This window comes from Gluconobacter japonicus (assembly GCF_002723975.1).
GTDB lineage: Bacteria > Pseudomonadota > Alphaproteobacteria > Acetobacterales > Acetobacteraceae > Gluconobacter > Gluconobacter japonicus.
In genome coordinates this window covers 164,672-184,100 of the sequence record NZ_BEWO01000005.1, presented here as the reverse complement: position 1 = coordinate 184,100, position 19,429 = coordinate 164,672, and the positions used below count along the sequence as shown (strand labels likewise).

Below are 19,429 nucleotides of genomic sequence, written 5' to 3'. Positions count from 1 at the left end.
CTTTGTCTTTGAATAGTCAAATATACCGATATTTTTGATACTTTCGGCGCCGATACTTGGCACACCTTCAGCAATTTCCTTGATGCCGCCTTTAGGCCTCTTTCCGGTTTCGAGAACCCGGTAGTAACCCGAAAACTCTTTCTGCAACCACCCTTTTGGCATCCCATCCTCGCCGAAGCTGTCGGGAAAGAGTGCGGCGGTGGTGGCGTCCATGTAGGCGGGCGCGCGCCCCTCGGCGCGGGTACTCACCGGGTCAAAATCCACGAACCACGAGCGATAGAGCGCCCGCGCCATCTCCTCCAACGTCGCCGCCGTCTTGCGGTTCAGCTCGATTTTGTCGTCCAGAGCTGACAACGTTTCAGCGATTACCATTTGTTCCGCCATGGGCGGAAGTGCAATGGCAATATCCTTGAGGCTTCCGACCGTAAGGTATGGCAGCGCAGAGCCAGCCGAGATTAAGTTAAAGTCTAAGGTTAATAACAAGTAATAGGCAAATTTTTGATAAATTTTGCCTGTCAAAGGCTCTGCGGACATCATGTTGTTATCGAGAACCAATGGGCAGGTAATCTGCCGTCTACGGTTTGTAGTCAGTGCAATTCCGATCTTCGCAAAAGCGATTGACCCAGGCTGATGAATGAAAGCCTTCAAGGATTTGGCTTCATCTCGCGAAATATAGTTCTCCGCAAAAGACAAAGTAAGCTCGTTCCCTGGGCTGTTCATGTCACTCACCTTCGCAAACGGAAGGTCCCCAAAGCGCTTTCCCTGCATGTCTCTAGGGAATCCGGTCCCGGCTTTGAAGCGAACGACATCTCCGAGCCTTTCGGACGACCAGTCACTCATCCGAGTTCCCCCAACCGAACCTCGATCTCCGCCTCCAACCGCCGCCCCTCTGCAAACTGCTCTTGCAAGACGCCCATCAGCCGCTCGAACTTTTCCTCGAAAGGCTCATCGTCCTCCTCCGCAGCGCCTGCACCAACATAACGGCCCGGTGTCAGGACGAAATTATGCGCCTCGATCTCGGCCTGCGTTGCCGCCTTACAGAAGCCGGGCACGTCCTCGTATGTCCCCTCGCGCGCCTCGCCACGCCACGCGTGATAGGTGGCAGCAATACTGCGGATCTCGTCCGTCGATAGCTCTTTCTGCTTGCGCGAGCCCGGCACCAGCGCGCCCATCTTGCGGGCGTCGATAAACAGCACCTCACCACGCCGATCGCGCAGTTTCTCATTCATGGCGATGCCGTTGGACTTGTTCTTAGCCAGAATCCACAGGCAGGCCGGAATTTGGGTGCCGTAGAATAGCTGCCCCGGCAGGGCGACCATGCAATCCACCGCATCGCCCTGCACCAGCGCCTGCCGAATTTCACCTTCACCGCCAGACATGGAGGACATGGAACCATTGGCCATGACCACGCCGCCGATCCCGGCGGCAGACAGATGCGCGTGGATATGCTGGATCCAGGCGAAGTTGGCGTTGCCAACCGGCGGTGCGCCAAAGCGCCAGCGGGCGTCTTCGCGCAGCAGGTTGCCCGACCAGTCCGAAATGTTGAACGGCGGATTGGCAAGGATGTAGTCGAAACGCTCATCCGGGAATTCGTCGCGCAACAGTGTGCCTTCGGAATTCCATCGGATATCGGCGAAGATGGAACGGATGGCCAGGTTCATGCGCGCCAGACCGAAGGTGGTGTGGTTGCGTTCCTGCCCATAGATGGCGATGTCGTCAGTGCGGCCCTGATGGGCATCGATAAACTTTTCGGACTGCACAAAGAAGCCGCCCGTACCGCAGCACGGATCGTAGACACGGCCACGCGTCGGCTCGATCATCTCGATCAGAGTATCGACCACCGATTTCGGGGTGTAGAACTCTCCGCCGCGCTTACCCTCGCTGCTGGCGAATTCGCCGATGCAGTATTCGTAGATGCGCCCGATCAGGTCGAAATCGGCGCGGGTGCCGTCGAGCTTGAGGTTCGAGAACAGATCAATCAGGCCGGACAGCATGGCGCGGTCGATGCTCTCGCGACCGAATACCTTGGGCAGCGCGCCTTTAAGACTGGGGTTCTCCGCCTCGATCTCACGCATGGCGTCGTCGATCATGACGCCGATCCGGGCGTCTTTGGACTGCGCAGCGAGTGAAGACCAGCGGGCAGACGGCGGGACGAAGAAGGTATTTTCGGCTAGGTATTCGTCGCGGTCTTCCGGATCGCCGCCCTCCTCGGCAATCAGATCATGCCGCCGTGCAAAGGCCTCGGAGACATAGCGCAGGAACAGCAGGCCAAGCGCGATGTGCTTGTATTCCCCGGCGTCCATTGCACCGCGCATCTTGTCGGCGGCGGCGAAGAGGGTTTTTTCGATGCTCAATGTGGTCTCCGGGACAGCATTCTTATGGTTCCTTGGGGTCGGCTGTGCGCAATGAAAATCACCGGTGTCGTGGGGCAACGACACCGACATGTTTGTAAAGGGTGGTTCGTGACACGCCGTAGCGTCTGGCTACGTCGGCAACCTGGATTTCCGGGTCGCGTAACAGCACCTTGATCTCGCGCACCTGCTTCTCTCCCAGCTTGGGCTTGCGGCCGCCTAAGCGGCCTCTGGCACGCGCTGCGGCAAGTCCGGCATGTGTGCGCTCACGGATCAGGCTGCGCTCAAATTCTGCCAGGGCTGCGAAGACGTGAAAGACCAGCTTGCCCGCAGCGCTGTTTGTCTCGATCTTCTCGGTAAGGCTTTCAAAGCCAATTCCAGAGCGTTCCAGTTCGGCGACGATCTGCACGAGGTCAGGCAGACTGCGCCCAAGCCGATCCAACCGCCACACCACGAGCGTATCGCCGTCACGGAGAGCCTTACGACATTGCTCAAGCTCCAACCGCCCAGCGTTCTTACCACTCGCCGCTTCTTCATAGATGACATGGCATCCGGCCTGCTGAAGCGCATCGCGCTGCAAGTCCAGATGCTGGTCTTCCGTCGAGACCCGTGCGTAGCCGATCCGCTGGTTCATTGACACAACCGTGACGTTGAAAACTTGACGGGAATGTTAACTCGACAATTGAGGTTCGGATAGTCCCGGATGCCATTTTTTGGTGCGTTCGGAAAACTACCGTTTTCCGGACAATATGCGCTATTTAATAAGAAACCAACCGAACAACTATGAACAGTTTATCCTGTCGATTGAGTAATGCGTCATCTGGCTATCTCCGGACAGAAATGATGCCTGCTCACTTAGTGCCTGCGCCATAAGCAGATGATCAAAGGGATCACGGTGATGCATGGGTAGTCCCATCAGGACTTTCAGGTGCTCGAGAGTAATCTGTAGCAGCGTGAACCCTTCCGCCGGAATAGCATCCGTGATCTCGTTGATATCTGCGTCCAGTTTCCCGATCCGGATTTTGATCGCGATCTCCCAGAGCGAGACAATACTCACCAGAATGTCATGGGCCGGATCCGCAATGATCTCCCGTGCTGTTGGTCCCAGTTTCTCTGAATCTGATAACCACCATAGCAACGCATGTGTATCGAGCAGAACCTTCACAAGCTCCCATCCATGCTGTCGAGTACATCTTGCGGCGTCTCATCGAAACCATCACTCAACTTGATGCGCCCGCGCAGCGCACCTGGCTGGCGACGGGGACGATAGGACGGGGACGGTGGGCGCAGTTCAGCGACGATCTCATCATGGGATGTGACCAGGATCGTACTGCCTTGCCGCGCTTGTCGAAGGTAGGCGGTCAGGTTGCCTCGGAACTCCCGCACCCCAATTTTCAGTGGCGCACTCTGGCTGCCAGAAAGCTGTTCGCTCATGCAATACCTCCTGTGTCATCATATCATGTACACACAGGAGAAGAGCAAGCGGCAAATGCAGAAAGACATTGTAGATCTAATGCGGCGTTTTCAGTCGTCGTTCAACCGAAGCACCAGGTGCTTTTCGAGTTCTTTTGCCAAGGCTTCGATTCCTTCATCAGTACGAAGGACCTTGTCGAACTGGCGAGGCCCAAGAACAGGAGCGCCTCGGTCAGTGACCAGCAGAAGAAAAAAATGGCCTTCTGGCATGAGAACCCGAATTTGAGCGCATAGAAGATAGGAGGAAGGCTCGCCGTCGACCTTGATCGTCGCCTGTCGGATGTGTTCCTGAGTGTCCTCGAAATAGACGAAATATCTCATGGCTTCGGCTTCCCAGCCTAGGATTGACGTTTCTTTTTTTCCTTCGCAATAATCTGCCGCGCTTGGTCCAGATAGGGCTCAGGCATATTAGGAAATGGATTTTTGGGATCGGTTCCGGCCAGTCTTTCTTTCACCATGAGTAGTGCCGCGAGCAGGCGCTCTCGATTGCCTTCAGGCAATTTGGCCGCTCGGACAGCGGTTCCCAGAAGAATGAGCTTGCGTGTTCGTTGCGCCCGCTCCTGATCCTCGAAACGCTTCTGGGCTTTGGCCGCTTTGCTGGCAGCCTCTCGCGCCTCCACGCGAAGCCGTTCAGCCTCAAGAAGGGCGACCACAGTTTCCCGATCGTCCACTGACATCTCAGGGAGCGCTAGAATGTCCCTGATCTTTTTTCGACGTCCCTTGAGCACCGAAATATCAGCGTTCTTGATTTCCGAGATGAGTTCCTGATTTTTAGGGTGTCCCCAGATATTCTGAGCCACTGGACGATCCTCCGAGCGGAAAGTGATTCGCATCCCTATTTTACCAGTGATCGGTGAAATTAAATCCGAAAAGGCACGCTAGTGACTTCATAAAATCCTCCCGCCTTCGGCTCCGGATTTGATAAAGTCGCGTGATGGGGGAAACCCCCCATACCCCGGCCGGCGGCATGCCAGCATTTTGTGTCTTTTTATCTTCGGAATGAGGTCCATGAAGACGACAGCGCACTTCCATTTCCGGATTAAAAACTTCGGCCCGAGCGCCCTGAGCGATCGCGTGGATTATATCACCCGAACAGGTGTCTACCGGGATCGGGACGACCTTGTCGTTGTTGAGTCCGGCAACCTTCCTGCCTGGGCGACCTCCGCCAGGATGTTCTGGGATGCGGTGGAACGGCGGGAAACCGGCAACGCTGCTGACTCATTCATTCTCGCCGTGCCACGCAATTTGAGTCCGGAGGCTGTGGCGCGCCTGCGGGAGCGCTTCGGCCAGACGCTGGCGCAGGGTCGTCCCTATACGCTCGCCGAGCATTGTGATGTTGCCCGTGACTATGAAGAAAACCGGCACTTTCATGCTCTCGTCAGTCCGCGAACGCTCGACAGCGTCAACCGGTCGGAGGCCCAGTTCTTTGCGCGGTATCGACCAAAACACCCGCGCTCGGGCGGAGTCCGGAAAAACACGCGCAAGGGGCCGAAAAAGGAACGAGAGAAGATCGTCTTCGGCATCCGTGAGCAATGGGCGTCCGAGCTCAATCGGGAACTCGAAGCTGCGGGTCTGCCTCTGGTCGACCCGAGATCTCTGAGCGACCAGGGGATCGACCGGAAACCGATCAGGCGTCAAAACCCCGAAGCCCTCGTCCGCGCCCGTGAGATCCAGGGCCGGGCACGCGGTGCCGCATTCAAATTGAGGATGGCCGCGAAACAGGCGGCAGCGCGCGCCGACGCCATGGTCATGATACGCGAGACGCCCCTTCAGGCAAGAACGCGCTGGGATGATCGGGACGAGTTCGCGCGTATGCTGGACAAGGTTCGCCGCAAAAAAGCGGTGGAACTGGCCAGACAAACGAAGGAACGGGTCGCTCAGTCGACACGCGGTGACGACGCCGTCGTTCTTCAGGCCAGAGAGCGGGCTCAGGCATTGTTCGATGCACGTCTGAGGCGCCCCGAGGAGCTCGAGCGCCTGATCCGGCATTACGGTTGTGCATCCGCTGGCGCCGCCACGCTCCGCATCAACATGCCGCAGCGGATAGGTGCCGTCATTCCGGAGGTTCTCATGGGCTCAGTCCATATTCCGGACCCCAGGATCTACAATCACGTGGTGGTGGGGCACGTCGCGATCGAAAGCCTGGCCCGGAACCTCTCGCGTGCCTCCCGGGGCACGATCGAAGAGACGCTCAAAATCATTGTTCATCATGGGCTCGAACCCGTGCCCGACCGACGGGCTGTCAAGAATGCGCAGCAGGGACGCGATGCCGTATCGAGAGCGCAGGATGAAATCGAACGGCAAGCCGCCACAGGAAAAGCCCGAGGATGGAATATGGATTTCTGATTTCGGGATTTTTTATTCCTGTAGTGCGGTCGTTCTGTATGACGGCCTGAGCGGTGTTTCGAGGGTTCTTGTCTTTTCTCGTCGTGAGGTCTCATACCCGTAATTCCCCAGAGGATTTGTTGTCTTCTGAAGTGTGTTGGGTTGTATGGGTGTGAGCCTCGTTCCTTCAACATCGAACGAGAAAATCTTCATGTCTCAACGCCCAATTTTATCATCCCGTGCGGAAGCGGACATCATGCAGATCGCCGCATTACACGGCCTCCTGGATTTCGCGATCAGCGAATGCCTCGGGGGGAATGACGCTGACGGCACGGTCCTCGAAGGGACCGTCGTGCTGACGCGTCACATCCGCCGAAAGTTCAGGCACCTGACCAACGCACTCCTGAGCGGTGATGCCGTAAAGCGCGACTGAGCGCTTCACGCCAGACCTGCAGCAGGCTGCCGACAGCTTTTTTCTTCCCTTACAATTCGCGCGTTTTTGCATCGGGGCTCATGGACCCGAGGGAGACGTGCGCCCTTTTGGATTATCGTCATGATCAACGACCACCTGAACAATGTCCTACCAAACTGGGTCTCCCGCAATCTTTTCCGCGACGAGGATCTGGACCGCTATGCCGCTCTGTCGAAGGAGCTTCTCGTCACGCCGACGCAACAGATGCTCGCGTTCTGCGATGGCGGTCGCGCTCTGGTCGACCGCTACAACCGGGACAAGCCTTTGTGGAAGGCCTTCCGTCAGGCCGTCGCCCAACGCCATACGACCCTGCCGGTCTGGCAGAGCGATGTCCGGATCAAAGGTTATCGCATTGAATCCATCGTGGAACTGGCTGTCTATCGCCGGATCGAGCGCATCTGTCCGCAGGCGATGCGTGTGATGGTCCAGCCGCCCGTCAGAGAGAGTGCTGTGCAGGCGCGGGCCGATTTCGGGCTCTATGTCCGAGGAAAGCCCACGCTCTATCTCGAAGTGGTCGGCACCGTCACCCGTGACGGGAGCTCGGTCTCGGAAGACGCCAAAGCACTCCGTGATGCTATCGAGGAGCGCCTGCTTCGCTATGTCGGGACGGCTCCGGTCGAAATCCTTCATATTGATGAGGTGTGCGATCCTGTCGTGCTGACGACGCGTCTGGGTCAGGCTTTTGCCAGAGCTCAAGCCTTGTGAGCGCCTGACTTCAGTGAAGGCGAACGGGGGCGTGCATCAGCCACGCCCCCGTCGGCTCCGGGTCAATGATGGAGCATGATAAATCGTATCAGCAAGGCCACAGCGATCACATAGAAAATGAGTGTCTCCAGGGCCACTGGAAGCGGCCGGGAACAGGCGCGGCCACGACGCGTTGAACCGGAAGGTCCGCCTGAGCCCGTATCAGGGACATCCGCCCGGATCACCAGTTTGAGGACGTCCGCCAGAAGGAAAAGCGTCTTCCGGCCAAACTTGTGCTTCGGGAGGAGCCCCTCGGCGACGTAACGGTCGACCGTCGCAACATGGCATCGCAGATAGATATGCGCGGCCTCAAGCCGGGTGATGAAGGGCCCCAGAGGGTCAGACGTCTGTATGTCGTGCACCGCATGCACTCCTCAAGCCAAGACGGTCGATCGACCATCGACCGTCTTATCGAACCACCTTGCCGAGGAGCTGGGGTGATTAGCTGGGGCTGGCTGGGGAGGTAGATTACCCTCATCGAAAAGGGTCGTGTGATGTTCTATCGGGGGATTGGGCGAAAAGGCTCCTCGGCGAATTTGCGTTTCGTTCTATCAGAACACACGGCGTTCTGCCAACACAAATCGTTTCGACGCGGTTTGAAGCCGCCCAACGCCGCAGGAAACCGCAAACCATAAGGTGGGATGGATGATGGGAGTGAAAAACGACCCAGTCACAACATACTGATTTATATGATGTCTTTTGATTATGTTGGCGGAGGGGATGGGATTCGAACCCACGATACGACTTACATCGTATAACGGATTAGCAATCCGCCGCCTTCAGCCTCTCGGCCACCCCTCCGCGCTGAAACGTGATTTTTACATCGCGTTTGCAGGAGCGTTCTTAGGGGGGAACGGCGCTGTCGTCAAACCCCCCAAGACACTTTTTTTTGCGTCTTATTCTGAAAGAAGCTTTTTCAGCATTTCGTTGACCAGAGCCGGGTTACCTTTTCCTTTCATGGCCTTCATTGTCTGGCCTACAAAGAAGCCAAATAGCTTGTCCTTGCCGGATTTGTATTCCGCAACCTTGTCAGTATTCGCCGCGAGGATTTCGCGGATAGACGTCTCGATCGCTCCGGTATCCGTGACCTGACGCAGCCCCTTGCGCTCAACGATTGCGGAAGCCGATTCGCCGGTTTCCACCATATCTTCAAGGACTTCCTTGGCGATCTTTCCGTTGATCGTGGAGTCCGAGATCAGAGCCAGAAGCTCTCGCAGACCTTCTGCACTAACCGGACTGTCTTCGATGGAACGGCCAGTCCGGTTCAGAGCTGCGAAGAAATCTCCGAGCATCCAGTTCGTGGCCAGACGGGCATCTGCCCCCTTTGCAACGGTCTCGTAGAAGTCTGCGACGGCCTGCTCTGCGGTCAGGACGCTGGCTTCATAACGGCTGACACCGTAGTCCTGCTCCAGGCGTTCGCGCTTGGCTTCTGGCAGTTCCGGGAGGGCCGCTTTCAGCTCATCCACCCAGGACTGTTCGATGACGAGTGGCAGAAGATCCGGGTCCGGGAAGTAGCGATAATCATGCGCGTCTTCTTTGGAACGCAGCGAACGTGTTTCGCTACGGACGTGATCGAACAGACGTGTTTCCTGATCGACTTCTCCGCCAGATTCCCAGATTTCGATCTGGCGCTGTGCTTCAACCTCGATGGACTGCATGACGTAGCGGATCGAGTTGACGTTCTTGATCTCGCAGCGGGTCCGATATCCCTCCTCGCCCGGCTTTCGCACGGAGACGTTCACGTCTGCACGCATGGAGCCTTCTTCCATGTTGCCGTCGCAAGTTCCGATGTAGCGCAGGATCTGGCGCAGTTTGCGCAGATAGGCGCCTGCTTCTTCCGGGGAACGGATGTCTGGCTCACTGACGATTTCCATCAGCGCCACGCCTGCACGGTTCAGGTCGATGAAAGAGCGCGTAGGGTCCTGATCGTGAACAGACTTGCCTGCGTCCTGTTCAAGATGAAGACGCGTGACGCCGATTTCACGTGTGCTTCCGTCTGCCAGATCGACCAGTACCTTGCCCTCACCCACGATCGGATGAGCGAACTGGCTGATCTGATAGCCGGTTGGAAGATCGGCATAGAAATAGTTCTTGCGATCGAAGCGGCTGAACAGATTGATCTGTGCATTCAGACCAAGGCCCGTGCGAACAGCCTGCGCGACGCATTCCCGGTTCAGAACAGGCAGCATGCCCGGAAAGCCTGCATCAATCAGGCTGACATGTGTGTTCGGCTCGCCGCCATAAGAGGCGGAGGCGCCGGAGAAAAGCTTGGCATTGCTGATGACCTGGGCATGAACTTCCAGCCCGACGACGATTTCCCATTCGCCGGTGTTGCCGGTGATACGATAGCTCATGCCGACACTCCTGCATGGATGGCGGGTCTGTGGGTGAAGGACGCAGCCTGCTCAATGACGTGACCTGCGGCGATCAGTGTTTCTTCGTCGAAGAACTTGCCGATGAGCTGAAGCCCAAGCGGAACACCCTGTGCGTCCAGACCGGCAGGAACGGACAGAGCCGGAACGCCAGCCATACTTGCCGGGACAGTAAAGACGTCGTTGAGGTACATCTGCACGGGGTCGGTTGGCTTTTCGTCCTGCGCGAAGGCACCGGATGGAGCGGTCGGCGTCAGGATAACGTCCACATTTTCGTAGGCGTTCAGGAAGTCTCGCTGGATCAGGGTACGGACCTTCTGCGCGCGCAGATAATAGGCATCGTAATAGCCCGACGACAGAACATGCGTGCCGATGAGGATACGACGCTTCACTTCCTCGCCAAAGCCTGCTGCCCGGGTAGCCTCGTAAAGTGCATCCAGCGAAGACCCGTTGACCCGTTCACCGAACCGAACGCCATCATAGCGAGCCAGATTGGACGAGGCTTCTGCCAGTGCAGCGATATAATAGGTTGGCAGACCGTACTTTGTGTGTGGCAGAGAAATATCGACGATTTCCGCACCAGCCGCCTTCAGCCAGTTGATACCCTGCTGCCAGAGTGCCTCGATTTCTGCAGGCATGCCCGGAGCGTGATATTCCTTGGGAATTCCAACGCGTAGACCTTTGACGCCGCGCGTCAGGGCCGCTTCGTAGTCTGGGACGGGTGTGTCGACGCTTGTGGAATCCCGTTCATCGAAACCTGCCATGGATTTCAGAAGAATCGCGCAATCCTGCAAGTTGCGAGCCATCGGTCCAGCCTGATCCAGCGAGCTTGCGAAAGCGATCGTACCGAAGCGGGAGCAGCGGCCATAGGTCGGTTTGATGCCGGCAATGCCTGTGAAGGCGGCGGGCTGACGGATCGAACCGCCTGTGTCGGTTCCCGTCGCGCCCAGGACCAGACCAGCAGCTACAGCCGCAGCAGAGCCGCCGGAAGAGCCACCTGGAACCAGCTTGGCATCAGAGCCATTGCGCTTCCACGGGTTTTCAACCGGACCGAAAGCGGAAGTCAGGTTCGCGGAGCCCATGGCGAATTCGTCAAGGTTCAGCTTGCCCAGAAAGACTGCACCGTCACGAAGCAGGTTGGACGTGACCGTGCTTTCGTAGGGGGGGACAAAATTGCCCAGGATCTTGCTGGCAGCAGTGGTGCGGACGCCATTCGTGCAGAACAGATCCTTGATGCCGAGGGGGATGCCCGTTAGCGGTCCGCCCTCACCTTTCGCCAGAACCTCATCGGCAGCCTTGGCGGCTGCACGAGCCTGATCAGGCGTGCGAGTGATGAAGCTGTTGAGGCGGCCGTCCAGACGCTTGATGGCATCAAGATGAGCATTCGTCAGTTCAACGGCGGAAATCTTGCGGGCCTTGAGGGCATCCCGGGCAGAAGCCAGCGTAAAATCATGCATGCTGGACATTATTCGACCACCTTCGGAACCGTGTAGAACGGACCTTCACGGTCCGGAGCGTTGGAAAGCACGTCATCACGGCGATTACCGTCCGTGACGCGGTCTTCTCGCAGGCGCGGCTTGGCTAGGCCCGTGCCGATCATGGGCGGCACATCCGTGACATCCACTTCGTTAAGCTGTTCCACCCAGTCGATGATGGAACCCATCTCCTGTCCGAGAGCGTTAACCTCTCCCGGTTCGAGACCAATTCTCGCCAATCTGGCGATGCGCGTGACCGTTTTCGCGTCGAGCGACATGAACATTCCTGAAAAAGAGGAAATTATGGTAGCTTTTCAGCCGTCAGACGGATCATAACGCCGGGATATGTCCCTGTTCAATCCACATGACCTCCGTAATGTCCTTCAAACTGATCAGCGCATCCTCGGGATAGACCCAGGATCGAAGACGATCGGTGTCGCGGTGACAGATGTTTCTCTCATGCTCGCCTCCCCTCTGATTGGCCTGAAACGGCGCAAACTTGGAGAAAATGCGAAGGAGCTTGCAGAGATCGTCAAGCGTCAGGATGTTGGGGCGATTGTTGTCGGATTGCCATTGTCACTTGATGGATCTTTTGGCCCTGCAGCGCGCGCGGCATCGGATTGGACAACGGCTCTTTCCGAACGTTTGGGCGTGCCTGCGTGTTTATGGGATGAGCGGTTGTCTTCGAGTGCGGTGAATCGTTTTTTGATTCAGGATGCAGATATGACTCGGGGTCGACGCGCTGAAGTCGTGGATAAGATGGCTGCTGCCTACATGCTTCAAGGCTGGTTGGATGCGACCAAGCCTGAGTCTGTTCAGATTTTTTTCCAAGACTAGCAAAATTGATGCGAGTGCATCTTTACATGAAGCTGAGACCAATAAGAATTCCGACGATAGAGAGACCAATCAGGATACAGACCGGAAGCATAAGGCTGGAGAGCAAAGACTCTCCTTCCTCTGTGGCATCCAGTGCGACATCGTCTTCAGCATCATCTAAATCGGTTTGGTCTGTCATACTCTAAAGCATAAGACAGGCCTCGGAGTGATGCGAGTAAATTATGGCTCATCACTCCGTTTACTATGGTCAATGAGAGGATTTTCTCTCTGTTATTGTTTCTTGTCAGTCAGATTTGTGCCCTCAATGTTGGTCTCGCACGGGTAGACACGCCTTCAGGGTCTCATGGAGGTCTGGTTGCGTGTGTACCGGAGGGGTGCTCACTGTCCAGAGAAGGACAGACGGTGTCATGTGTGACCGAGGCTTCAGAAACATATCCGAATGTCTGGCGCAGGCTTCCAGCATTCCACCTTTGATGGATTCATCAATTCTGTCTTGAAGAGAGAGGCTGGAGATTTTGTCGACCATTAAACTGCCCTCCATTAATCTGGACCAAATATACCCTATTTGAACTGTGAGCGGTAGAAAAATCCCGTTCCAAGGGGAAAAATTTATCAGTCTGATCAGAGTGGTTTATGAAAAGATGGAAAAAGCGCCTTTCTGCGCTGTTGTCGAAAATGTTTCATCTTTCATGAGGCGGTACGGCTAGATTCTCTGCTTTCAAAGGAATTGACACCACACATGAAAGAGCCTCTCCTCTCGCTAAGGAGGACCATTATCATGGCCGATGAAGATATTGCTGGTGACGAAGTTGCAGGTTACCTGATCCGCCGCGAGCTGGAGAATGGGGACGATGAGTTCTGGAATCCTGCGGAAAAGTGGGTTTCGGATCCAGGTGATGCCGAACTCTATGAAGAAGAAGATGAAGCCAACGCGGTTGCTGATCTTCTGAGCGAGAATGACACTCTTTCTATCACTGTCGAAGAAGTTCTTTATGATGACGGTGAAGAAGACGAATTCAACGACGGCGAGTAAGTTTCTTTGAGTTTTGTAAAAGCCGGTCCACCGTGGAGGTGGTCCGGCTTTTTTTGTTTTTCAAAGAAAATTCAAGCGGATGAAAATTATTTTTCTAAAAATCCGTCTGAGAATTGAATGATAAAAATATTGCGTTTCAAATATTTGGGTTCTTTCTCGTTTTATAATGACAACATTATTTTCAGTATATTTTATGTTTTTCTTGCATTTGTATCTCGCTTAAATATATATCGTCATTGGCGGATGCTTTTATCCGGATCATGGATGCGCGTTGCATCAATTTTTCCCTTAAAAGTTATGATTGCGTGCGTGTTTTGCGCGCGACCGCCTTTCTAATAAGGAGCCTCGTTATGACAACAGGCACCGTAAAATGGTTCAACCCGACCAAGGGTTTCGGTTTCATTCAGCCAGAAGGTGGCGCTCAGGATGTGTTTGTTCACATTTCTGAAGTTGAACGTGCAGGTCTGCGGACTCTGAACGAAGGCCAGGAGGTTTCCTTCGAGGTCGAAGCTGGCCGTAACGGCAAGAAGTCTGCGGTCGCTCTCAAGGTCGCATGACGTCCGGGCATTCTTGCCTGTAGAAAAAGCCGCCTGTTTGGGCGGCTTTTTTGTATTCTTTGCGCGTGGATATTCTCAAGAACTGAAAAAATTGTGCGCGGTAAGGGAAAAATTGACCGTAAGCCTGCTAAGGCTCATTTGCCCAAAAAGATTTGCCCTGTTTGCGTCCGGCCGTTTTCCTGGCGTCGGAAATGGGCCAAGGACTGGGATCAGGTCAGATATTGTTCAGAAGCCTGTAAGCGAGCCAAGCGCGAAGTATGATTATTTTTGCTTGTTAAGGGGCTACAGAGTCGCTTGGAAAAGACGCTGATTAGAGCGTTCTTTGATTTGCAGATTTTTAGGAAAATTCTGACCGGATCGGGTGGTGGGCGCAACAGGGATTGAACCTGTGACCCCTACCATGTCAAGGTAGTGCTCTACCGCTGAGCTATGCGCCCCCGATCCGGTGAGGCGGTGTTTAGCTGTATCAGTTCGGGGTGACAACCCCCAAAAATGAAAAAAATGCACCGAGGTTATGACGACCCTTCCCCCCTATCCTGCTGTTATCATTAAAAAACCTCAGAAAACTGCCATTCCGATTGTGGTTTCCTCTCCCCATTCCGGAGAAAAATATTTTCCCGATTTTCTTCAGATGACCCGATTGTCTTTACGGGAGCTTCAGCAGACAGAAGACAGGTTCGTTGACGGGTTGTTTAACTATACCCCTGAGATGGGCGGTACGCTGCTGACGACAGAATTTCCGCGTGTCTGGTGTGATGTGAACCGGGATTGTCGGGAACTGGATCCGGGAATGTTCCGTCCCGCACTGCCGAGTGAAGGTCTTGTGCAGAGTGCGAAAGTCCGGGCGGGATTTGGTGTTATTCCGCGATGTGCTTCTCAGGGACGGCCGATTTACACTCATTGCCTTCCTGTCGAAGAAATTCATCGGCGGTTGCAGCTAGCGTGGATCCCTTACCATGAGAGCCTGAACAGATTGCTTAAGGAACTAAAGCAACAGTTTGGTTTCGTGATTTTGCTGGAAGCACATTCAATGCCACCTCTCCCCCAGGCTCGTGCGTGTGACATGGTGATCGGAGATATGCATGGAAAATCCTGTTCCCCGCACCTTACGGACATTGTGCAGCAATCTCTGTGTCAGCTTGGATATGAGGTTCGGCGGAATGTTCCTTATGCAGGCGGATACATTACAAGTCATTATGGTCGTCCCCATGAAGGAATACATGCCATCCAGTTGGAGATCTGCCGCTCGCGGTATCTGAATCCTGCGACTTTACAACCATCGCGTGGTTTCCAGCAGGTTCAGAGCGATATGGCGGCCCTTCTGGAGACGCTCTCTCACTTTGTGGAAGACCGGCTATCCTCGCACGCCCCTTCCAGAGTGCAGTCAGCCTCGTGATGGCTTTTCTGTGGCATCCGGAAGATTGGGACAGTCACTTAAAATTGCGGTGAGTAGCAGCCGGAAGTATGCCCTAAAGGCGTGTTTTTGAATCTGAGTTTGGACAAGTGCATGTTTCTGGGAATTGACGTCGGGACATCCGGAATCAAGGCTTTGCTGGTGGATGAAAACCAGCATGAAGTTGCATCCCATACGGAGAGCCTGACGGTTAGCCGGCCTCATGCGGGGTGGAGCGAGCAGGATCCGGAAGACTGGTGGAAAGCCGCTTGTCGCGCCATTGATAAACTGCACGGTCAGCATCCTGAAGCGGTTGCGGCGATCCGTGGCATTGGTCTCTCAGGACAGCAGCATGGCGCGGTCCTGGTTGACGCATCTGGTGAAGTCTTACGCCCGTGCATTCTGTGGAATGATACGCGTGCAGAAGCGGAATGTGCACTCTTTGAGGAACGGTTCCCGCTCAGTCGTGAAGTGACGGGCAATATTGCCATGCCGGGCTTTACCGCTCCAAAGCTGCTCTGGGTCGCACGGCATGAGCCCGAAATTTTTGCCAGAATCCGTCATGTTTTGCTTCCAAAAGCATGGCTGCGGTACCGGATGACTGGCGAGATGATCGAAGACATGTCGGATGCCTCGGGGACGCTCTGGCTGGATGTTGGAAAGCGTGCCTGGTCGGTCGAGGCTTTGAAGGCCACGGGTTTGACGCTGGCCAATATGCCAACTCTCTGTGAAGGAACGGAGCCTGCCGGTGTTCTGAAGGAAGATCTGACGCACCGTTGGGGCATGACGTCTGCGCCTGTATTTGCGGGAAGTGCCGGAGACAATGCTGCCGGAGCGGTAGGCCTTGGCGCTATTCGCAATGAGGATGCTTTCGTTTCTCTGGGAACCTCAGGCGTTGTGTGGGTGACAACCAATGAGTTCAGGCCAGAGCATCAGTCTGCCATTCATGCTTTCTGTCATGCCGTACCGAAAACCTGGCATCAGATGGGGGTGACACTTTCTGCTGCTGCGTCTCTTGCCTGGTGGGCAAAAGTGTGTGGCGTGACGGAACGCGATCTGTTGGCTGAGTTACCAGAGCGCCCTGCCCGCCCGTCATCTGTTCTTTTTGCGCCTTACCTGTCCGGAGAGAGAACACCTCATAATGATGGGACCATCCGGGGCGGATTTGTTGGATTGTCCCATGATACGAGCCGGGCAGAATTGACGCAGGCTGTGCTTGAAGGGGTCGCGTTCTCTTTTCGTGATGCTCTGGAAGGTTTGACGGCTTCCGGGTCCATAATCACTGAAGCCGATGTAATTGGCGGTGGGTCTCGTAGCCCGTTCTGGATTGCTATTCTTGCTTCGGTTCTTGGTTTGCGGCTGCATAGCCTTGCACATGGGGAGCATGGAGGTGCGTTTGGTGCGGCGCGTTTGGCCCGAATTGCTGCAACGGGTGAAAGTGTGGAGAGTGTGTGCACACCGCCGGAGCGGGTTTCTGCCACTGATCCTGTCCCGGAATTACAGAACGCCTACGATCAAGCCTATAGCCGCTATCGTCGTCTCTATCCTGCTCTTCGGGGAATTCAGGACGCCTGAATACACCAAACAGGCCGAAAAGAAGATGTTTTGCCTGTGATGCCGGTATGATAATCCCGGTCATATGCAGGCAAAATTTCCTTCCGTTTATCTGGCCGGTGATCTGGTGTTTCGGCCGGATGCGCTCTCTCTTTTCGAACGTCTTAAAGCCATCTGTGCAGAGGTAGGCCTTGAAGGTATCGCCCCTTTTGACGGGCAGGCTGAAGCAAGGCTGATGCCGCCGGGGCGGGAGACCATTCTGGCTTTCGTTCGTGCGGATCGCGAACTGATGGATCAATGTGATGGCGGGTTGTTTTGCGTAGATCCATTCCGTCGTTCAGCGGATATGGACCCTGGGACTGCGGTAGAAATTGGCTACATGCACGGTCTGGGAAAGCCGATGGAAGGCTACACTGTGGATGGTCGGCTTTATCCTGAAAAGGTCGAAGCTTACTGGCATGAAGCCTGGGGGGAACCGCTTCGTGCACGGAAAGAAGATGGGGCCCCCGCTTCGGGGAGTATGGAGGATCCGGATGGAATGCTGGCGCATTCCGAGGGGTTGTACCAGAACGGCATGGTTGATGGATTTATCGGGTTTTCCGGTGGACAAATTGCGGTAGATGCCGATTTTTATGAAGCGTTTCGGAAGGCTGCAAAACGTCTCTCTGAGCGTCTGGGCCGTTAAGAGATCACAGCCCTTCTGGTAAGGACAAATGATCGTCAGACTTACTTGCGGGGCTGATGATCATTGTCTTTGCATGAAGGAAATCGCGGTGCGCACTTCTGGTCTGATGCTGATTGCCCTACTGGGACTTTCTGGCTGCGCAGAGCCTCAGCGAAGAGATACTCGGGCGGATCTTTTAAGGCCCGTCAAAAGCGACCGCTCGGGAACAGACCTCTCCTCTGCTTTTCAGAAAGACGGAAAGGTCCATGGGAGCATGTCGATGAGTTCCGGTTTCGGGGCTGGCTCAGGGATGGGCACTGGGGCCGGCCCTTCTTCTCTGAATGGCCCGGGATGGTAGCCGTTTATTGCATATGGGATCGAAAACTCGATAGCGGCGGAGCCACCTCTTCGAGAGATTTATTCTCGGCATCAACGCCGAAGATCCACGCCACAATACTGGCGCAAATCATAAGAACGGCTGCAAAAACATATCCTGCAACAACGGAATCAAGTTGACCCGTTTCAATCAGGTATCCGAAAAGCACGGGGGCTGCTGCGCCGCCAAATAATGTTCCCAGTGCATAGAAAACCGCGATCGCGAAAGCGCGCATTTCAAGTGGGAAAAGCTCGCTGGCGGTTAGATAGGCAGAAGAAGCTGCTGCAGATGCAAAAAAGAAAACAGCGCTCCAGCCCAGTGTCTGGGTTAGCGCAGTCAATATTGAGGCGTGCATGGCCCAGGCCACGATCATCATGAGCAGCCCCGAAAGCGCGTAGCTTGTTCCAATCATACGACGGCGACCGATCGTATCAAACCAGCGCGCCAGAAGAAGTGGTCCGAGGAGGTTTCCAAGAGCCAGGGGAAGAATATACCAACCCACATGCCCTGTAGGGACGGACAGGTAAGTGGTTAGAACCATTCCATAGGTAAAGAACACAGCGTTGTAGAGAAAGGCCTGTGCAATCATCAAAACAAGAACGTAAAATGTTCTACCGCGATAATCCTTCAACATGATCCGGATCATATCCAGTGGCATGAAGACGCCTGCGGGATAGATCAGAACTTTCGGAAGCGCACTGCTGCTTTCAAGGTTTGATGAATGGGCTTCCATTCTGGAAACAATTGCTTCGGCTTCCTGTATGCGGCCATGCGTCATCAGCCAACGAGGGCTTTCAGGAACAAAAGCCCGTAGAAAAAGAATGATGAGACCAAGCATGGCTCCGATGGCAAAGGAGACCCGCCATGCGATGGCAACGGGGAAAACAGTGGTGTTTAGAAGGGCTATGGACCCCAAGGCTCCGAGCGCTGCACCTGCCCAGAATGTTCCATTGACCATGAGATCAACACGCCCACGCAGACGTGCGGGCACCAGTTCATCAATGGCTGAATTGATTGCGGCGTACTCTCCGCCAATGCCGAGACCTGTCACCATGCGGGAAAGAGCGAAACTAACCGTCCCCCATGCGCAGGCGGATGCACCTACACCAAGGACATACAGTCCGAGTGTCAGGAAGAAAATCTGTTTGCGTCCCAGTCGATCTGTCATCCAACCAAAAACAAGAGCACCTAGGACTGCGCCTGTTACGTAGGCAGAAGAGGCAAGACCAACGCCTTCGGCGCTAAGGTGGAGCGTATCTGCTCTTTGTAGGGATGGTCCAAGGGAGCCGATGATGGTTACTTCCAGTCCATCAAGGATCCACGTGATCCCCAGTGCGATGACGATGAGCATATGAAACCGGGACCAGGGTAACCGGTCCAGGCGCGCAGGGATATTCGTTTCCAGTGGCTTTCCATTGTGGAAGGCATTGATGGAAGAATGGAAGTCCTGAACATTTTTCTGCAAGTCAGTCCCCTCTCTGCTTTTACGTTTAGATAGTCGATTGATGCTGTAGGAAACGCAGGGAGTTTGACGTTGCGGTGGCAAAAAGTGCGTGGAGGGCTCACATTTTCTCGATCTGTTTGTACCAGAGAGAAGAAAATCAATAAGGTGTTGCAAGAGTTCTTGAATTAATTTCCAGATACAGTGTGAAAGAAATTATGATGAGTACGATTAATTTTGTTTTTGTTAACCTTATGCAAATTGTTTTATGAAACAAAAGATTGGTTGTTTGTTCTGATCTAATATCTTAAGATATTATAAAAGGTTATTGAGGTAGATCCATTCTGTTACTCTTTAATCTC

22 protein-coding genes, 2 tRNA genes and 1 pseudogene are annotated in these 19,429 nt (G+C 54.7%); 10 read left to right on the top strand and 15 right to left on the bottom strand.

Translation table 11 applies throughout. The features are described from left to right. The 7 genes and pseudogenes from GJA01_RS05350 to GJA01_RS05320 form a co-directional block, all read right to left on the bottom strand. A partial coding sequence (locus GJA01_RS05350; protein WP_174694500.1) for a restriction endonuclease subunit S occupies nt 1-840 on the bottom strand: 840 nt, incomplete at its 3' end. Next, entirely contained in the window at nt 837-2,354 is a 1,518-nt protein-coding gene (locus GJA01_RS05345) for a type I restriction-modification system subunit M (protein ID WP_062504417.1), read from the bottom strand. The genes GJA01_RS05345 and GJA01_RS05350, both read right to left, overlap by 4 nt. A 58-nt stretch (nt 2,355-2,412) precedes the next feature. Further along, nucleotides 2,413-2,985: a recombinase family protein gene (locus GJA01_RS05340; protein ID WP_062504415.1), complete on the bottom strand. Its 573-nt coding sequence runs from the start codon at nt 2,983-2,985 to the stop codon at nt 2,413-2,415. Nucleotides 2,986-3,132: 147 nt separating this feature from the next. Next, nucleotides 3,133-3,516, bottom strand: coding sequence for a type II toxin-antitoxin system VapC family toxin (locus GJA01_RS05335; RefSeq protein WP_062504413.1), 384 nt, complete (start codon nt 3,514-3,516; stop codon nt 3,133-3,135). Further along, a pseudogene (locus GJA01_RS05330) lies at nt 3,513-3,807 on the bottom strand (type II toxin-antitoxin system Phd/YefM family antitoxin). The gene GJA01_RS05335 and the pseudogene GJA01_RS05330 overlap by 4 nt, the downstream one beginning before the upstream one ends. 68 nt (nt 3,808-3,875) lie before the next feature. Further along, the gene (locus tag GJA01_RS05325) at nt 3,876-4,145 is read right to left on the bottom strand and encodes a hypothetical protein (protein ID WP_062504410.1); all 270 of its coding nucleotides are present in this window, start codon (nt 4,143-4,145) and stop codon (nt 3,876-3,878) included. A gap of 17 nt (nt 4,146-4,162) precedes the next feature. Beyond that, nucleotides 4,163-4,624 (bottom strand): conjugal transfer protein TraD, encoded by a 462-nt coding sequence (locus GJA01_RS05320; protein WP_062504409.1) that lies wholly within the window; start codon nt 4,622-4,624, stop codon nt 4,163-4,165. Between the two features lie 208 nt (nt 4,625-4,832). Between GJA01_RS05320 and GJA01_RS05315 the strand changes: the two genes are divergently transcribed. From GJA01_RS05315 to GJA01_RS05305, 3 genes are all read left to right on the top strand, one after another. Further along, nucleotides 4,833-6,170, top strand: a complete 1,338-nt coding sequence (locus tag GJA01_RS05315) for a MobA/MobL family protein (RefSeq protein WP_062504407.1) — start codon at nt 4,833-4,835, stop codon at nt 6,168-6,170. A 190-nt stretch (nt 6,171-6,360) separates the two neighbouring features. After that, a complete protein-coding gene (locus GJA01_RS05310) occupies nt 6,361-6,582 on the top strand; it encodes a hypothetical protein (protein WP_034881387.1) in 222 nt (73 codons plus the stop codon). 120 nt (nt 6,583-6,702) lie between these two features. Then, nucleotides 6,703-7,326, top strand: coding sequence for a hypothetical protein (locus GJA01_RS05305; RefSeq protein WP_062504406.1), 624 nt, complete (start codon nt 6,703-6,705; stop codon nt 7,324-7,326). A 62-nt stretch (nt 7,327-7,388) separates the two neighbouring features. On the opposite strand, the gene GJA01_RS05300 is transcribed toward GJA01_RS05305, so the two are convergent. From GJA01_RS05300 to gatC, 5 genes are all read right to left on the bottom strand, one after another. After that, nucleotides 7,389-7,727 (bottom strand): helix-turn-helix domain-containing protein, encoded by a 339-nt coding sequence (locus GJA01_RS05300; protein WP_062504404.1) that lies wholly within the window; start codon nt 7,725-7,727, stop codon nt 7,389-7,391. 347 nt (nt 7,728-8,074) lie between these two features. Beyond that, a tRNA-Ser gene (locus tag GJA01_RS05295) sits at nt 8,075-8,166 on the bottom strand. A 95-nt stretch (nt 8,167-8,261) separates the two neighbouring features. Then, nucleotides 8,262-9,719 (bottom strand): Asp-tRNA(Asn)/Glu-tRNA(Gln) amidotransferase subunit GatB, encoded by a 1,458-nt coding sequence (gene gatB, locus GJA01_RS05290; protein ID WP_062504403.1) that lies wholly within the window; start codon nt 9,717-9,719, stop codon nt 8,262-8,264. Further along, complete coding sequence (gene gatA, locus GJA01_RS05285) at nt 9,716-11,203, bottom strand: Asp-tRNA(Asn)/Glu-tRNA(Gln) amidotransferase subunit GatA (protein WP_062504401.1); 1,488 nt, start codon at nt 11,201-11,203, stop codon at nt 9,716-9,718. Before gatA ends, gatB begins: the two co-directional genes overlap by 4 nt. Continuing rightward, complete coding sequence (gene gatC / locus GJA01_RS05280; protein WP_062504434.1) at nt 11,203-11,490, bottom strand: Asp-tRNA(Asn)/Glu-tRNA(Gln) amidotransferase subunit GatC; 288 nt, start codon at nt 11,488-11,490, stop codon at nt 11,203-11,205. The genes gatA and gatC overlap by 1 nt, the downstream gene beginning before the upstream one ends. A 67-nt stretch (nt 11,491-11,557) precedes the next feature. Here gatC and ruvX point away from each other — a divergent pair, with 67 nt between their 5' ends. Continuing rightward, entirely contained in the window at nt 11,558-12,049 is a 492-nt protein-coding gene (gene ruvX, locus GJA01_RS05275) for a Holliday junction resolvase RuvX (protein ID WP_062504400.1), read from the top strand. Between the two features lie 22 nt (nt 12,050-12,071). On the opposite strand, the gene GJA01_RS15230 is transcribed toward ruvX, so the two are convergent. Continuing rightward, nucleotides 12,072-12,227 carry a hypothetical protein gene (locus tag GJA01_RS15230; protein WP_164473950.1) on the bottom strand — a complete coding sequence of 52 codons (156 nt, stop codon included), beginning with the start codon at nt 12,225-12,227 and terminating at the stop codon, nt 12,072-12,074. Nucleotides 12,228-12,827: 600 nt separating this feature from the next. On the opposite strand from GJA01_RS15230, the gene GJA01_RS05265 reads away from it, so the two are divergent. From GJA01_RS05265 to GJA01_RS05255, 3 genes are all read left to right on the top strand, one after another. Then, nucleotides 12,828-13,082: a hypothetical protein gene (locus GJA01_RS05265; RefSeq protein ID WP_010501675.1), complete on the top strand. Its 255-nt coding sequence runs from the start codon at nt 12,828-12,830 to the stop codon at nt 13,080-13,082. 350 nt (nt 13,083-13,432) lie between these two features. Further along, entirely contained in the window at nt 13,433-13,639 is a 207-nt protein-coding gene (locus GJA01_RS05260; RefSeq protein WP_010501677.1) for a cold-shock protein, read from the top strand. A gap of 93 nt (nt 13,640-13,732) precedes the next feature. Continuing rightward, nucleotides 13,733-13,900 carry a DUF2256 domain-containing protein gene (locus GJA01_RS05255; RefSeq protein ID WP_216634305.1) on the top strand — a complete coding sequence of 56 codons (168 nt, stop codon included), beginning with the start codon at nt 13,733-13,735 and terminating at the stop codon, nt 13,898-13,900. Between the two features lie 101 nt (nt 13,901-14,001). Here GJA01_RS05255 and GJA01_RS05250 read toward each other — a convergent pair. Continuing rightward, nucleotides 14,002-14,076: transfer RNA gene (locus tag GJA01_RS05250), tRNA-Val, on the bottom strand. 77 nt (nt 14,077-14,153) lie between these two features. Between GJA01_RS05250 and GJA01_RS05245 the strand changes: the two genes are divergently transcribed. The 3 genes from GJA01_RS05245 (at nt 14,154) to GJA01_RS05235 (ending at nt 17,271) form a co-directional block, all read left to right on the top strand. Next, nucleotides 14,154-15,035, top strand: a complete 882-nt coding sequence (locus tag GJA01_RS05245) for an N-formylglutamate amidohydrolase (RefSeq protein WP_062504399.1) — start codon at nt 14,154-14,156, stop codon at nt 15,033-15,035. Nucleotides 15,036-15,146: 111 nt separating this feature from the next. Then, on the top strand, nt 15,147-16,607 hold the full coding sequence (gene xylB, locus GJA01_RS05240) for a xylulokinase (RefSeq protein WP_062504432.1): 1,461 nt from the start codon (nt 15,147-15,149) through the stop codon (nt 16,605-16,607). Between the two features lie 64 nt (nt 16,608-16,671). Further along, complete coding sequence (locus tag GJA01_RS05235; RefSeq protein WP_062504397.1) at nt 16,672-17,271, top strand: nucleoside 2-deoxyribosyltransferase; 600 nt, start codon at nt 16,672-16,674, stop codon at nt 17,269-17,271. Between the two features lie 341 nt (nt 17,272-17,612). Here GJA01_RS05235 and GJA01_RS05225 read toward each other — a convergent pair whose 3' ends face one another. After that, the gene (locus GJA01_RS05225; protein ID WP_062504393.1) at nt 17,613-19,091 is read right to left on the bottom strand and encodes an MFS transporter; all 1,479 of its coding nucleotides are present in this window, start codon (nt 19,089-19,091) and stop codon (nt 17,613-17,615) included. Nucleotides 19,092-19,429: the final 338 nt, after the last annotated feature.

Coding starts and splice junctions, on each gene's coding strand:
- GJA01_RS05340 (WP_062504415.1), bottom strand. CDS start 2,985: ATGAACCAGCGGATCGGCTACGCACGGGTCTCGACGGAAGACCAGCAT.
- GJA01_RS05325 (WP_062504410.1), bottom strand. CDS start 4,145: ATGAGATATTTCGTCTATTTCGAGGACACTCAGGAACACATCCGACAG.
- GJA01_RS05315 (WP_062504407.1), top strand. CDS start 4,833: ATGAAGACGACAGCGCACTTCCATTTCCGGATTAAAAACTTCGGCCCG.
- GJA01_RS05310 (WP_034881387.1), top strand. CDS start 6,361: ATGTCTCAACGCCCAATTTTATCATCCCGTGCGGAAGCGGACATCATG.
- GJA01_RS05305 (WP_062504406.1), top strand. CDS start 6,703: ATGATCAACGACCACCTGAACAATGTCCTACCAAACTGGGTCTCCCGC.
- gatB (WP_062504403.1), bottom strand. CDS start 9,719: ATGAGCTATCGTATCACCGGCAACACCGGCGAATGGGAAATCGTCGTC.
- gatA (WP_062504401.1), bottom strand. CDS start 11,203: ATGTCCAGCATGCATGATTTTACGCTGGCTTCTGCCCGGGATGCCCTC.
- gatC (WP_062504434.1), bottom strand. CDS start 11,490: ATGTCGCTCGACGCGAAAACGGTCACGCGCATCGCCAGATTGGCGAGA.
- ruvX (WP_062504400.1), top strand. CDS start 11,558: ATGTCCCTGTTCAATCCACATGACCTCCGTAATGTCCTTCAAACTGAT.
- GJA01_RS15230 (WP_164473950.1), bottom strand. CDS start 12,227: ATGACAGACCAAACCGATTTAGATGATGCTGAAGACGATGTCGCACTG.
- GJA01_RS05265 (WP_010501675.1), top strand. CDS start 12,828: ATGGCCGATGAAGATATTGCTGGTGACGAAGTTGCAGGTTACCTGATC.
- GJA01_RS05260 (WP_010501677.1), top strand. CDS start 13,433: ATGACAACAGGCACCGTAAAATGGTTCAACCCGACCAAGGGTTTCGGT.
- GJA01_RS05245 (WP_062504399.1), top strand. CDS start 14,154: ATGACGACCCTTCCCCCCTATCCTGCTGTTATCATTAAAAAACCTCAG.
- xylB (WP_062504432.1), top strand. CDS start 15,147: ATGTTTCTGGGAATTGACGTCGGGACATCCGGAATCAAGGCTTTGCTG.
- GJA01_RS05235 (WP_062504397.1), top strand. CDS start 16,672: ATGCAGGCAAAATTTCCTTCCGTTTATCTGGCCGGTGATCTGGTGTTT.